General features: G+C 40.6%; 16 protein-coding genes. All 16 read left to right on the forward strand.

Annotation, left to right across the window (positions count from 1 at the left end; translation table 11 throughout):
- Nucleotides 1-41: 41 nt before the first annotated feature.
- The 16 genes from A33I_RS07940 (at nucleotide 42) to A33I_RS08015 (ending at nucleotide 12,742) form a co-directional block, all read left to right on the forward strand.
- Nucleotides 42-812: a TatD family hydrolase gene (locus A33I_RS07940; RefSeq protein WP_022627953.1), complete on the forward strand. Its 771-nt coding sequence runs from the start codon at nucleotides 42-44 to the stop codon at nucleotides 810-812.
- Between the two features lie 228 nt (nucleotides 813-1,040).
- Nucleotides 1,041-2,285, forward strand: a complete 1,245-nt coding sequence (locus tag A33I_RS07945; protein WP_022627954.1) for a G5 and 3D domain-containing protein — start codon at nucleotides 1,041-1,043, stop codon at nucleotides 2,283-2,285.
- 116 nt (nucleotides 2,286-2,401) lie between these two features.
- A complete protein-coding gene (gene rnmV, locus A33I_RS07950) occupies nucleotides 2,402-2,962 on the forward strand; it encodes a ribonuclease M5 (RefSeq protein WP_022627955.1) in 561 nt (186 codons plus the stop codon).
- The gene (gene rsmA / locus A33I_RS07955) at nucleotides 2,955-3,863 is read left to right on the forward strand and encodes a 16S rRNA (adenine(1518)-N(6)/adenine(1519)-N(6))-dimethyltransferase RsmA (protein WP_022627956.1); all 909 of its coding nucleotides are present in this window, start codon (nucleotides 2,955-2,957) and stop codon (nucleotides 3,861-3,863) included. Before rnmV ends, rsmA begins: the two co-directional genes overlap by 8 nt.
- 49 nt (nucleotides 3,864-3,912) lie before the next feature.
- Nucleotides 3,913-4,788, forward strand: a complete 876-nt coding sequence (yabG, locus tag A33I_RS07960; protein WP_022627957.1) for a sporulation peptidase YabG — start codon at nucleotides 3,913-3,915, stop codon at nucleotides 4,786-4,788.
- A 206-nt stretch (nucleotides 4,789-4,994) separates the two neighbouring features.
- On the forward strand, nucleotides 4,995-5,258 hold the full coding sequence (veg, locus tag A33I_RS07965; RefSeq protein ID WP_012957064.1) for a biofilm formation stimulator Veg: 264 nt from the start codon (nucleotides 4,995-4,997) through the stop codon (nucleotides 5,256-5,258).
- A 171-nt stretch (nucleotides 5,259-5,429) separates the two neighbouring features.
- Entirely contained in the window at nucleotides 5,430-5,615 is a 186-nt protein-coding gene (locus tag A33I_RS07970; RefSeq protein WP_022627958.1) for a small, acid-soluble spore protein, alpha/beta type, read from the forward strand.
- Nucleotides 5,616-5,763: 148 nt separating this feature from the next.
- Entirely contained in the window at nucleotides 5,764-6,618 is an 855-nt protein-coding gene (gene ispE / locus A33I_RS07975; protein WP_031311513.1) for a 4-(cytidine 5'-diphospho)-2-C-methyl-D-erythritol kinase, read from the forward strand.
- A 67-nt stretch (nucleotides 6,619-6,685) separates the two neighbouring features.
- On the forward strand, nucleotides 6,686-7,537 hold the full coding sequence (gene purR / locus A33I_RS07980; RefSeq protein WP_022627960.1) for a pur operon repressor: 852 nt from the start codon (nucleotides 6,686-6,688) through the stop codon (nucleotides 7,535-7,537).
- Complete coding sequence (locus A33I_RS07985; RefSeq protein WP_022627961.1) at nucleotides 7,534-7,908, forward strand: RidA family protein; 375 nt, start codon at nucleotides 7,534-7,536, stop codon at nucleotides 7,906-7,908. Before purR ends, A33I_RS07985 begins: the two co-directional genes overlap by 4 nt.
- 176 nt (nucleotides 7,909-8,084) lie before the next feature.
- Complete coding sequence (gene spoVG / locus A33I_RS07990) at nucleotides 8,085-8,378, forward strand: septation regulator SpoVG (RefSeq protein WP_012957070.1); 294 nt, start codon at nucleotides 8,085-8,087, stop codon at nucleotides 8,376-8,378.
- Between the two features lie 241 nt (nucleotides 8,379-8,619).
- The gene (gene glmU, locus A33I_RS07995) at nucleotides 8,620-9,978 is read left to right on the forward strand and encodes a bifunctional UDP-N-acetylglucosamine diphosphorylase/glucosamine-1-phosphate N-acetyltransferase GlmU (RefSeq protein WP_022627962.1); all 1,359 of its coding nucleotides are present in this window, start codon (nucleotides 8,620-8,622) and stop codon (nucleotides 9,976-9,978) included.
- A 70-nt stretch (nucleotides 9,979-10,048) separates the two neighbouring features.
- Entirely contained in the window at nucleotides 10,049-10,999 is a 951-nt protein-coding gene (locus A33I_RS08000) for a ribose-phosphate diphosphokinase (protein WP_012957072.1), read from the forward strand.
- A gap of 139 nt (nucleotides 11,000-11,138) precedes the next feature.
- Nucleotides 11,139-11,774 carry a 50S ribosomal protein L25/general stress protein Ctc gene (locus A33I_RS08005; protein ID WP_022627963.1) on the forward strand — a complete coding sequence of 212 codons (636 nt, stop codon included), beginning with the start codon at nucleotides 11,139-11,141 and terminating at the stop codon, nucleotides 11,772-11,774.
- A gap of 89 nt (nucleotides 11,775-11,863) precedes the next feature.
- Nucleotides 11,864-12,421 (forward strand): aminoacyl-tRNA hydrolase, encoded by a 558-nt coding sequence (gene pth, locus A33I_RS08010; protein WP_031311514.1) that lies wholly within the window; start codon nucleotides 11,864-11,866, stop codon nucleotides 12,419-12,421.
- Between the two features lie 93 nt (nucleotides 12,422-12,514).
- Entirely contained in the window at nucleotides 12,515-12,742 is a 228-nt protein-coding gene (locus A33I_RS08015) for an anti-sigma-F factor Fin (RefSeq protein WP_012957075.1), read from the forward strand.
- The last annotated feature ends 135 nt before the right edge of the window (nucleotides 12,743-12,877 follow it).

The following is a 12,877-nucleotide window of genomic DNA, read 5'->3' on the forward strand; positions in this document are numbered from 1 at the left end:
ATTTATTTTACTAATATAATTTGCTAGGAGGCAGTGTAAAAATGTTATTTGATACACATGTACACTTAAATGCTGATCAGTTTGAAGATGATGTAGAAGAGGTAATCAACCGGGCTAAAGAAGCCGGGGTAAGTGAAATGGTTGTTGTCGGATTTGACGAAAAAACAATTAATCGCGCGCTCGAGTTAATAGAAAAATACGATATGTTATATGCTGCTGTTGGCTGGCACCCTGTAGATGCAATTGATATGAAAGATGAACACTTAGTTTGGCTAGAAGAGCTTGCTGCAAATCCGAAAGTCGTCGCATTAGGTGAGATGGGACTAGATTATCATTGGGACAAATCTCCAAAAGAAGTTCAAAAAGAGGTATTTAGAAAACAAATTCAGCTGGCTAAGAAGGTTAAGCTGCCGATTGTCATTCATAATCGTGAAGCAGATCAGGATATTGTCGATATTCTTGAGGAAGAAAAGGCAGAAGAAGTCGGCGGTATTATGCATTGTTTTGGTGGAAGTGTGGAAATTGCCGAAAGGTGCTTAAAGATGAATTTCTATATTTCACTTGGGGGACCCGTCACTTTTAAAAATGCAAAAAGGCCCAAAGAGGTAGCGAAGCATATTCCAATGGACCGTTTATTAATCGAAACGGATTGTCCGTATCTTGCCCCGCATCCATACAGAGGAAAACGTAATGAGCCGGCGTATGTGAAGCTTGTTGCAGAAGAAATTGCCGGGCTAAAAGAGGTAAATGTAGATGAGGTGGCGAATACAACTCGTGAGAATGCAAAAAGACTTTTTGGCATAAATCGATAGCAGGTTTTGTCGCTATGTGACGGGGCTTGTCTATAAACTTTTTTATTCGTTTTTGTTCTACACGACTAAGGACTCGCATAGAGTGGACGTGTCGAGAAGTTGGGGTTTTCTTAGCCGCATTTTTCATAGATAATAAAGTCGATGCGGCAAGATGCCCAAATTTAGTCAGTTGACAAAAAGGAGGTACAGTGTTTATAATTCGGACGTTGAGAAGGAGGAATGGATGACATGGAAGCGAATATACGCAGGTTTCTTCCAGGGAATGGTTCTCTGATGAAACTAGTCATCTCCGTCATAAGTCTCATTCTCTTCGTTGGCGTGGTAATTTACGCTGTATACGAGACGACGAAGGCAACAGTAACGGTTATGGTTGATGAAGAAGAAGTAACCGTTCAAACACATGCATCAACTGTTGCTGAATTGATGATGGAGCAGGAATGGGATGTTAACGAATATGATCATATCGAACCATCACTTGATACAGAAATTGATGGAAATATGCTTGTAACGTGGCAGCCTGCAAAGCAAGTAGCTATAACAATTGATGGCCAAGAGCAAGACGTGTGGACGACTGCTGATACAATTGAGGAGCTTTTACACGAACTAGATATTGCCTATACAGACCATGATAATATTGAACCAGCAGTTACTACAGAAATCTCAGAGGAATTAGCTGTAAACTATGAATCTGCCTTTCAAGTTGAGCTTACTAGTGACGGTGAACAACAAGAGTTTTGGACAACTTCGACGACTGTCGCTGACTTTTTAGAAAGAGAGAATGTTACATTAGGAGAGCTTGACCGAGTCGAACCTGCGTTAGAAGAACGCATAGACGAAGCAATAGACATCCGAGTGATTCGTGTAGAAAAAGTCACCGATGTTGTGGAAGAAACCGTTGCATTTGGGACGGTTACCAAACGAGATGAAGACCTTGAAAATGGAAAAGAAAAAGTAGTGAATGATGGTGAAGAAGGCCAGGTTAATAAGCATTATGAAGTAGTGCTAGAAGATGGGGAAGAAATTTCTCGTGAACTAGTTAAAACGGAAACCGTAAAGGAAAGCCAAGACCGTGTCGTTGCAGTAGGTACACGTCCGGCTGCACCTAGTGTTTCGCGTAGTGCAAGCCCTAGCCCTAGTACAAATACGAATAACTCATCAGGCGGGTCATCTGAAGCAAGCAGCGGACGCACAATGACTGTGACGGCAACAGCTTATACAGCTTCGTGCAGCGGATGCAGCGGAGTGACAGCAACTGGAATTAATTTGAATAATAATCGTAATATGAAAGTGATTGCTGTTGACCCAAGTGTAATCCCTCTTGGATCTCGTGTTCATGTTGAAGGATACGGGACCGCTGTAGCGGGTGATACAGGCGGTGCAATTAAGGGTAATAAGATTGACGTCCATGTTCCGACGAAAGAAGATGCAAGACGTTGGGGACGTAAGTCAGTTAAAATCACGATTTTAGATTAACATTCGTCTATAGTTCCGTGGATGCACAGAGCGTTATCGTTCTGTGCTTTTTTTTTATGGTAAAACGGTCTACAATATAAAGATCATAGAGAATGAGTACGTAAAGGAGTTCTTGGATGAAAATAAAAGAGGTGATCGTCGTAGAAGGGCGTGACGATACAGTGGCAGTCAAGCGTGCAGTAGATGCAGATACCATTGAAACAAATGGATCTGCTGTTAATAAGTCTTGTCTAGAGCGGATCGCACTGGCCAAAGAACGCAGAGGCGTCATTATTTTAACCGACCCAGATTATCCTGGCGAGAGAATCAGGAAAATTGTAAGCCAAGCTGTACCTGGTGTAAAGCATGCGTTCCTTCCAAAAGCCGAGGCCATATCGAAAAATGGTGATGATTTAGGAGTAGAGAATGCTTCCATTGAAGCGATAAAGGAAGCATTAAAAAATGTGCATGAAACCTACGAAGAACCGCTTGAGACCATCACCTGGGATGATTTACATGCAGCAGGCCTGATAGGAGGACCTCTTAGCAAACAGCGCAGAGAGCTTCTCGGGGTGCATTTAAAAATAGGGTATGCTAATGGTAAACAACTACTAAAGAGGCTTCATGCCTTTCATATAACGGAGCAGGAATTTAAAGTGGCATTGATAAGAGTGTATGAGGAGGAAACAAATGAATAAGGATCTAACAAATAAAGAGACAGTCCATAAAGATATAGCAACACCAAACCGAACAAAAGAAATACTTAAAAAATACGGGTTTAACTTTAAGAAGAGTTTAGGCCAAAACTTTTTAATTGATACGAACGTCTTACGTAATATTGTTGATGCAGCGAATCTTGATGAAACTTCAGGTGCGATTGAAATTGGACCTGGGATCGGAGCTCTTACTGAACAGCTGGCTAAAAGAGCAGATCAAGTCGTAGCATTTGAGATTGACCAGCGTTTATTACCTGTTTTAAAAGATACTTTATCCCCCTACGATAACGTGCAAATCATTCATTCTGATGTCTTAAAAGCTGATATTAACGAAGCGATCGAAACTCACTTTAGAGACGGTCAAGATTTAATGGTGGTTGCCAACCTGCCTTATTATGTAACGACGCCGATTTTGATGAAGCTGTTAGAATTAAAGCTTCCTATTCGAGGGATCGTTGTCATGATTCAAGCAGAAGTGGCCGAAAGAATCGCAGCAAAGCCAGGTACGAAAGATTATGGTTCTTTATCAATTGCTGCCCAGTACTATGCAGAAGCTGAAAAGGTCTTAACTGTGCCTGCCTCTGTCTTTGTACCACAGCCAAGAGTTGATTCTGCTGTTCTTCGTTTGACAATAAGAGAGAAGCCTGCGGTGGAAGTTATAGATGAGCAATACTTCTTTAAAGTGTTCCATGCGAGCTTTGCAAACCGCCGTAAAACGATCTTAAATAACTTAGTTCACAACCTAGCTTCTAAAAGTCAAAAAGCAGAAATTGAGCAAGCATTAGCTGAAGCGGACATTGATCCTAAAAGACGTGGTGAAACACTGTCTATTGAAGAATTTGCAAAACTTAGTGACAGATTGTATAAAATCCTCCAACCTTAGCACCGTTTCCCCGCTTTTGACATAGTCTGAGTTGAGAGGGGGAAGTGCCGTGAAATTTAAAGTTGGAGATATTGTGGCTCGGCTTTCCTACAATTGCGATTTACTATTTAGAGTACAAAAGATCAGCGGGGATACAGTAGAGCTTGTAGGTGAAGAAATGCGCCTGTGGGCAGATGCCCCCTTAAATGACCTAGTGCTTATTTCAGAAGAGGAACGTACGAAGCGGAGAGAGAAGGCTTTAGAAAAAGAATTAAACTCTTACCGGCTTTTCAGGCAGGATGCCAAGCTGATGAAAGAACGTAATGAATATGAGTCTACATCTGGTTATGAAGCGGAAGCGACCTTTTTTGAGATGCGGGGAAGAGTGCTGCATCTAGACGGTGATCCGCTCTATTTACGTAAATGTACAGAGCTTTATGAGAGACTTGGCGTACCAGTTTACGGGGTGCATGTGCCTGAAAAGGAAATGCCCGCGCAGATAGGCTCTCTTCTTGAAATGGTACAGCCAGATATTTTAGTCGTGACAGGGCACGATGCTTTTCTGAAAGGAAAAGGCGACGAGAATGATCTGCGTTCTTACCGGCATACAAAGCAGTTTGCCGAATGCGTGAGGATTGCTAGGAAGCATGTTGCTCATCGCGATGAATTAGTTATTTTCGCAGGAGCATGCCAATCTCATTTTGAAACATTGATCAGGGCAGGGGCTAATTTTGCAAGCTCCCCTGAACGGGTGAATATCCACGCCCTTGATCCTGTGTATATAGCCGCTAGAGTAAGTTTAACCTCTTTTATGGACCGGATTGGTTTGTGGGATGTACTGCGAAATACAATCACTGGGGAGAAGGGGCTCGGAGGCATCGAAACCCGAGGGGTCATGAGACGAGGAATGCCGACCAAACAAGAGTATCAGCCAGAAGAGGGCTGATACTCTTGTTTTTTATAAGGAAAATATAGAATATGTACATAAAATAAGACAAACTTAGACAAAATAAAGAAGCATAAAAAAATAGTTGCACGGATTTTGTTGAAAGCATTGACAATAGATATGTCCAATTGATATAATTTAAAATTTATTTGACAAAATTAGATAAGCGTGCTATACTACATATAAGAGTGAGGTGGGGTGTAATAATGGGAAAAACGTTGATAGACATTAAGCGTGCACTAGATGCCAATGTTGGTAAACGGATCACAATTAAAGCCAATGGCGGCCGTCGTAAAACGATGGAACGTTCTGGGCTTTTAGAAGAAACATACCCTTCAGTTTTCATCGTGAAATTAGATGAACAACAGAATGCATTTGAACGTGTATCGTATAGTTACGCAGATATCTTAACTGAAACTGTGGAACTTATGTTATGTGATGAGGGTGAAAGTGCCCAAGCCCTTAAGTAAGTCCAACATAGAATCATCATAGATGACATACAGTGACTCCCTAATGCCAGCATTAGGGAGTCATCTTTTTTTATATGCAGCACAAGCTATAAATGTCGTCACAAAAGATTGACGGCTTGATCATTTTATTGGCATGTGCCGTTAGCGATTTCTTATAAGGAGCTGGTTATCGTGAGCAGAAGACGTGGTGTGATGTCTGAGCAATTCAAAGAGGAGCTGGCGCGTGAGCTTGGCTTTTATGATACGGTTCAAAAAGAAGGCTGGGGCGGTATCCGCTCAAGAGATGCTGGAAACATGGTCAAACGAGCAGTTGAAATAGCTGAGAGGAAGTTAACGGAACAAAATGGCTCAAAATAATGGAAAAGAAGGCCGGGGCATTTGTCTCGGCCTTTTATACACCTATACTGGGCCCCATTTCTAGTATAAAAATGTCGTTGCTGTGGTATGTTGGTGGAACAAGTGATAAAATAACGTAAGCAAATGGATAGTATAGAAGGTGACAATGGTGAAATGTTCAGTTAAAGCTCCTGCGAAGATTAATTTATCATTAGATGCAATAAGAAAAAGAGAAGATGGCTATCACGAAGTTGAAATGATTATGACCACAGTAGACCTTGCTGACCGTATTGATTTGACCTTGACTGAAGACGGGAAAATTAAGGTGGATGTGTCAGAAGGCTTTGTACCTAGTGATCATCGTAATTTAGCTTATCAAGCGGCTTCACTGCTTCAAGAACGTTACAAAGTGAAGCAAGGTGTATCCATTTATATTACGAAGCGAATACCGGTTGCTGCTGGACTTGCTGGGGGCAGCAGTGACGCTGCGGCAACATTAAAGGGGTTAAATGACCTTTGGGCACTTGGATTAAGTCTGGATGAACTGGCTCGTATCGGTGCAGAAATTGGTTCGGACGTTTCATTTTGTGTATACGGAGGAACAGCATTAGCAACCGGCCGTGGAGAGATCATTACACATATTGAATCACCGCCGCCTTGCTGGGTCATTCTTGCCAAACCGCCAATCGGAGTATCTACAGCAGATGTTTACAAAAGGTTAAAGGTAGAAGAAGTAGAACATGCTAAAACAGAAGAGATGATTAAAGCGATTAAGAATCGAGATTTTAATGGAATTTGTGATCATCTACATAATGTTCTTGAGACGGTCACTCTCGAGATGCATCCGGAAGTCCGCCATATTAAAGAACAGATGCAACGTTTTGGTGCAGACGGCGTATTAATGAGCGGGAGCGGTCCGACGGTATTTGGCTTAGTTGAAAAAGAGTCTAGGCTGCATAGAGTCTATAACGGCTTACGTGGTTTCTGTAGTGATGTGCATGCAGTTCGATTAATTCGTTCCTAGTCTACTTGCTAAAAACCGTACAAAAGTGGTATCTTATAAGTAATCATTCGGTTTTAGTGGGGGTATTATGAAAAAATTAAAACGAAGCGGACGGCTGGTCGATATGACTTACTACATGCTGCAACATCCGCATGAAGTAATATCACTTACGTATTTTGCAGAAAGATATCAATCGGCTAAATCATCGATAAGTGAGGATTTAGTCATTGTCAAAGAAATATTTGAGCAAGAAGGCTATGGCACGCTTCTGACTATTCCAGGTGCAAGCGGCGGTGTGAAGTTTATGCCAAAGGTAGGAAAAGAAGAAGCGAGTCAGATTGTCGATGAAGTCATCGAGCAATTAGCCGTGGCAGACCGTATTTTGCCTGGCGGTTATTTATATTTGATGGATTTATTAGGCAGTCCTCGTTTCATTCGTGATGTCGGGAGACTATTTGCCTCAGTCCTCGCTCACAAAAAAATTGATGCGGTTATGACTGTCGCAACAAAAGGGATTCCGCTTGCATATGCGGTAGCCGAATATTTAGATGTACCTGTCAGTATCGTAAGGCGGGATCACCGTGTGACGGAAGGATCCATGGTAAGTATCAATTATGTTTCAGGGTCTTCAAAGCGTATTCAGACGATGACACTTGCTAGAAGAAGCTTGGCTCCAGGTTCAAGAGTCTTCATTGTCGATGATTTTATGAAAGCTGGCGGAACAATTCGTGGTATGATGGATTTATTAGAGGAGTTCCAAGCTGAACTGGTTGGTATCGGAGTTTTAGTTGAATCAGAAGAAGTAGAAGAGCGCCTTGTCGATGAATATATGTCGATTACCCGTTTATCCGATGTAAATGTCAAAGAAAAGACGATTGAAGTGGAAGCGGGCAATGTACTTGAAAAACTTGTACCGATTGCAGAGGAGGAATTATCATGAAAGTAGTTCACACAAACAACGCACCAGATGCTATTGGCCCATACTCACAAGGAATCATTGTAAACAATATGTTTTACAGCTCAGGCCAGATCCCATTGACTGCAGATGGAGACTTGATTAACGGCACAGTGGAAGAACAAACGCATCAAGTATTCAAAAATCTTAAAGCGGTTCTAGAAGAAGCTGGTGCTTCACTTGAGTCCGTAGTAAAAGCAACTGTATTTATTAAAGATATGAATGATTTCCCTCGCATTAACGAGGTGTACGGCGAATATTTCAGCAATCACAAACCTGCTCGATCATGCGTAGAGGTTGCGCGTCTTCCGAAAGACGTTCTTGTTGAAATTGAAGTGATTGCTCTAGTTAAATAAGTGTAAGATATTTTTGAGGCTATGCTCTGCGCATGGTCTTTTTTGTGCAGTGAAATAAATAGGTGTAACAACTAAAATTAAAAGATTATAAATTTTCTTTCTATAAAAGAAGGAAATAGTCATTTTACAGAGAATTGTTATAGCATGAATAATCTACTTTTATAGGTGGTGACAACATGCAGGTAACAGATGTGAGATTACGTCGAGTGAATACAGAAGGCCGGATGCGCGCGATTGCATCCATTACGATTGATCATGAATTTGTCGTTCATGATATCCGTGTAATTGATGGAAACAATGGTTTATTTGTAGCAATGCCAAGTAAACGCACACCTGATGGAGAGTTTAGAGATATTGCTCACCCTATCTCTTCTCGTACACGTGATAAAATTCAAACGGCTGTTCTAAGCGAGTACGAACGAGCTGGAGAATTAGAAGAAGTTGAATATGAGGAAGCTGGTGCTTCGTAGAACCTTCTGAGCCTATCATTTTTGATAGGCTTTTTATTTTTGATTAGCTTTATTATAACAAGGTGATCATCCTACCATAATTTTTTACTTTGTCGTGGTCTCGTTCCCTCTGCCATGCTGTTAAAGTGAAAAGTTCAAGAAGCTGACATATCCAGTTTGATACAACTGATGAACAGTCCTTGAAAAGACAGCGGTTTTAGGATATATTCGTAATGGAAAAAGGAACACTTGGGGGGAAACCATGAGTAATCGGTTTGCGGTTATTTTAGCAGCAGGTCAAGGAACGAGAATGAAATCAAAACTCTATAAAGTGCTTCATCCTGTAAATGGAAAGCCAATGGTTCAACATGTCGTTGATCAAGTCTTAGCGCTCGGCTTTGATGAAACAGTCACAATCGTAGGTCACGGAGCAGAAGTCGTACAAGAGCAGCTTGGTGATCAAGTGAAGTATGCTGTCCAAACAGAACAACTTGGAACCGGTCATGCAGTTATGCAAGCAGAAGATATTCTTGCAGATAAAAAAGGGGTTACGGTTGTTTTGTGTGGAGATACACCACTTTTAACTTCTGAAACGATTGAGAAGCTTTTAGCTCATCATGAACAAGAAGGGGCTAAAGCATCTATCCTAACAGCTCTAGCAGATGATCCAACGGGTTACGGACGTATCGTTCGCAATAATGAAGGGCTTGTTGAACGAATTGTTGAGCATAAAGATGCGACAGAAGAAGAGAAGAATATTCAAGAGATTAATACAGGAACGTACTGCTTTGACAATGAGGCTTTATTTGCTTCGTTAAAAAATGTCGGAAATGATAATGCGCAAGGCGAGTATTATCTGCCTGATGTAATTGAGATCTTGCAACAGCAAGGCGAAGTCATTTCGGCTTATCAAACACCTAAGTTTGAGGAAACGCTTGGAGTGAATGATCGAGTTGCTTTAGCACAAGCAGAGCGAATCATGAAGCAACGTACGAATGAACATTGGATGCGCCAAGGGGTAACCCTGATTGATCCAGATCACACGTATATTTCTACAGATGCTACGATTGGTCAAGATACAGTGATTTATCCGGGAACCGTTATCAAAGGTGATGTGACAATTGGATCTGAGTGCGTGATCGGTCCTCATTCTGAGATTAAAGACAGTAAAATTGGAGATCGTACAACGATCCGTCAGTCGGTTGTTCATGACAGTGAGGCAGGGACCGATGTGGCAATTGGACCGTTTGCTCATATCAGACCAAAATCAGAAATCGGCAACGAGGTACGTGTCGGAAACTTTGTTGAAGTGAAGAAATCTACACTTGGCAATCGCAGCAAAGCCTCTCATTTAAGTTATATTGGAGATGCTGAGATTGGTGAAGATGTGAATTTCAGCTGTGGTGCCGTAACGGTAAATTATGACGGTAAAAATAAGTTTTTAACAAAGATTGAAGACGGTGCTTTTGTAGGTTGTAACGCCAATTTGATTGCACCAGTTACAGTCGGTAAAAATGCCCTTGTTGCAGCGGGTTCGACAATTACAGATGATGTACCTGGCGAAGCGTTATCGATCGCCCGTGCTCGTCAAACAAATAAAGAAGGCTATCAAAAGAAATAATACGTGTTAAAAGTGCCATGCACAAAACAAGTGAGTGTATTGATACATTATTATCTGGAGGGTATTTATAATGGCTAAATATGGTGATCCAAGCTTAAAGGTTTTTACATTAAACTCAAATAAGGACTTAGCTCATGAAATCTCAGAGCATATCGGAGTTCCTCTTGGGAAAAGTTCTGTAACTCGTTTTAGTGATGGAGAAGTTCAAATTAATATCGAAGAAAGTATTCGCGGCTGTGATGTGTATTTGATTCAATCTACATCAGCTCCAGCAAATGAACATATTATGGAACTGTTAATTATGATTGATGCAATGAAACGTGCATCAGCTAAAACAATTAATGTTGTTATGCCATACTACGGTTATGCACGTCAAGACCGTAAAGCACGTGCGCGTGAGCCGATCACTGCAAAGCTTGTAGCGAACCTTATTGAAACAGCTGGTGCTACGCGAGTATTAACTCTTGATTTACATGCTACTCAAATTCAAGGCTTCTTCGATATTCCAGTTGATCAGTTAATGGGTGTACCTATTTTAGCCGACTATTTCCAAGAAAAGCAGCTTGATGATATTGTTGTCGTTTCTCCAGACCATGGCGGAGTTGTTCGTGCACGTAAAATGGCTGACCGCTTAAAAGCACCAATTGCTATTATTGATAAACGCCGTCCTAAGCCGAATGTAGCCGAAGTGATGAATATTGTCGGTAACATTGAAGGAAAAACAGCGATTATTATTGACGATATTATTGATACAGCAGGCACAATTACATTAGCTGCTAATGCCTTAGTAGAACACGGTGCAAAAGAAGTGTATGCATGTTGTACCCACCCTGTATTATCAGGCCCTGCTATGGAGCGTATTGATAACTCTAAGATTAAGGAATTAGTAGTTACAAATACGATTCCGTTAGATGAAGATAAGAAGATTGAAAAGGTTACTCCGCTTTCAGTTGCTGCATTAATGGGTGAGGCAATTATCCGTGTTCATGAGCACGCATCAGTAAGTAAGCTATTTGATTAATAGTAAGATTGTACAGCGGAATTTTTTTGCAAGTGTAATGCTGTTTAAATGAGTTAATTTCATAAAAAGCCGTTTTAAATCGATGTAATTAGGGAACAAAGTATATAGACGCAATGGAATCTAATTAGAGGTGATAATAATGGCAACAACATTACAAGCTAATCCACGTACAGACTTAACAGGTTCTGCAACAAGACAGATTCGAAAAGATGGACATGTTCCAGCTATATTATATGGTAATAAGATTGAGAGTAAGCCTGTATATGTAGAAAGTGTAGAATTTTTAAAGACGGTTCGTGAGGTAGGAAAGAATGGATTGTTTTCTTTAAATGTTGATGGAAGCAAACATCAAGTCATGATCCACGATGTACAAATCGATCCGCTTAAAAATGAGTATGTACACGTTGATTTCTTTGAAGTCGATATGAAATCAGAGATTGATGCTGATGTACCTGTACGCTTAAAAGGTGAAGCCCCGGGAACAAAAGAAGGCGGCGTGCTGTCTCATTTGCTTTATGATATTTCAGTGAAATGTCTTCCTAATGATATTCCAGAGGAAATCGAAGTTGATGTATCTGGGTTGAATATTGGTGATTCAATTCAGATTACAGACTTACGTGATAAAGTCTCTGTTGATATTACAAATGAAGACGAAGAAACAGTTGTGACAGTTCAGCCTCCTACAGTAGTAGAAGAGACGGATGAAGAAGCTGATTCAGATGAAGAGCCAGAAGTAATTAATCAAGACGATTCTGATTCAGAGAAAGAAGAATAATAATCGAATAAGATGTTGTTTACGTTTAAAAAGGTATAGCCGCGAGGTTATACCTTTTTAGGGCGTTGCAACTGAAAGGTTGTGACAAGGTGAAAGTAGTCGTGGGGCTTGGTAACCCTGGCACAAAGTATGCAGGGACTCGTCATAATATTGGTTTTGATATTATTGATTACTGTGCAAAAGAGCTTGGGATAGAACTAGATCAAGCTAAGTTCAAGGGAGTATATGGCACAAAGGTAATCAATGGGGAAAAAGTATTCTTCTTAAAACCCCTTACTTACATGAACTTATCTGGAGAGTCGGTAAGGCCTCTCCTTGATTATTTTAATATCGATATTGAGGATTTAGTCGTCATTTACGATGATTTGGATTTGCCGGCTGGAAAGATCCGTCTGCGTCAAAAAGGCAGCGCTGGTGGTCATAACGGTATTAAATCGCTTATCCAACATCTAGGAACCGATAAATTTAAACGAATTCGAGTTGGGATCGATCGACCTAAAAACGGCGAACCTATTGTTAATTACGTTTTAGGAACGTATCATCCTGATGAACGAGAAGCAGTGAATGAATCGATCGTACAAGCAGCTAAAGCTGTAGAAGCTTGGACTGAGAAACCTTTTCTAGAAGTAATGAACCAATTTAATTAATTGTCCCATTATGCATGAATGTTGGTGCATAGGCTCCTTATGACATGATCATACTGAAGGTATAAGAGTATGTGAAGTGAGGAGGGGCATTCTATGGCTATTCATTATTATTGCAGACATTGCAAAACGAATATTGGTCAGCTAGAAAGCCACACAGATGCTAGATCACTTGGTTTTGACCATTTAACGTCTAATGAAAGACAAGATATGTTATCATATCAAACAAATGGAGATCTCTATGTGAACGTAGTGTGTGATGATTGCGAAGAAGCATTAACGAGAAATCCTGATTTTTATGAATTAGATACATTTATTCAATAATAGCAATTCATAATAGCAGTTAATAAGGACTGTTATAAGCTTCAGGAAGTGCTTTGGCAATATGCCAAAGCGTTTTTCTGTTTTGAAATTTTAATAAGTGGCAGGTAAGTGCTATTATAAGTCGAACATAGTTAT

The sequence above is a fragment of the Alkalihalophilus marmarensis DSM 21297 genome (assembly GCF_000474275.2).
GTDB classification, from domain to species: domain Bacteria; phylum Bacillota; class Bacilli; order Bacillales; family Bacillaceae_D; genus Alkalihalophilus; species Alkalihalophilus marmarensis.

Excerpts from the sequence above, each read along its gene's own strand:
- rsmA (WP_022627956.1), top strand. The coding sequence starts at position 2,955 with ATGAATAAGGATCTAACAAATAAAGAGACAGTCCATAAAGATATAGCA.
- veg (WP_012957064.1), top strand. The coding sequence starts at position 4,995 with ATGGGAAAAACGTTGATAGACATTAAGCGTGCACTAGATGCCAATGTT.
- spoVG (WP_012957070.1), top strand. The coding sequence starts at position 8,085 with ATGCAGGTAACAGATGTGAGATTACGTCGAGTGAATACAGAAGGCCGG.
- A33I_RS08000 (WP_012957072.1), top strand. The coding sequence starts at position 10,049 with ATGGCTAAATATGGTGATCCAAGCTTAAAGGTTTTTACATTAAACTCA.
- glmU (WP_022627962.1), top strand. The coding sequence starts at position 8,620 with ATGAGTAATCGGTTTGCGGTTATTTTAGCAGCAGGTCAAGGAACGAGA.
- purR (WP_022627960.1), top strand. The coding sequence starts at position 6,686 with ATGAAAAAATTAAAACGAAGCGGACGGCTGGTCGATATGACTTACTAC.
- A33I_RS08015 (WP_012957075.1), top strand. The coding sequence starts at position 12,515 with ATGGCTATTCATTATTATTGCAGACATTGCAAAACGAATATTGGTCAG.
- A33I_RS08005 (WP_022627963.1), top strand. The coding sequence starts at position 11,139 with ATGGCAACAACATTACAAGCTAATCCACGTACAGACTTAACAGGTTCT.
- A33I_RS07985 (WP_022627961.1), top strand. The coding sequence starts at position 7,534 with ATGAAAGTAGTTCACACAAACAACGCACCAGATGCTATTGGCCCATAC.
- rnmV (WP_022627955.1), top strand. The coding sequence starts at position 2,402 with ATGAAAATAAAAGAGGTGATCGTCGTAGAAGGGCGTGACGATACAGTG.
- A33I_RS07940 (WP_022627953.1), top strand. The coding sequence starts at position 42 with ATGTTATTTGATACACATGTACACTTAAATGCTGATCAGTTTGAAGAT.
- A33I_RS07945 (WP_022627954.1), top strand. The coding sequence starts at position 1,041 with ATGGAAGCGAATATACGCAGGTTTCTTCCAGGGAATGGTTCTCTGATG.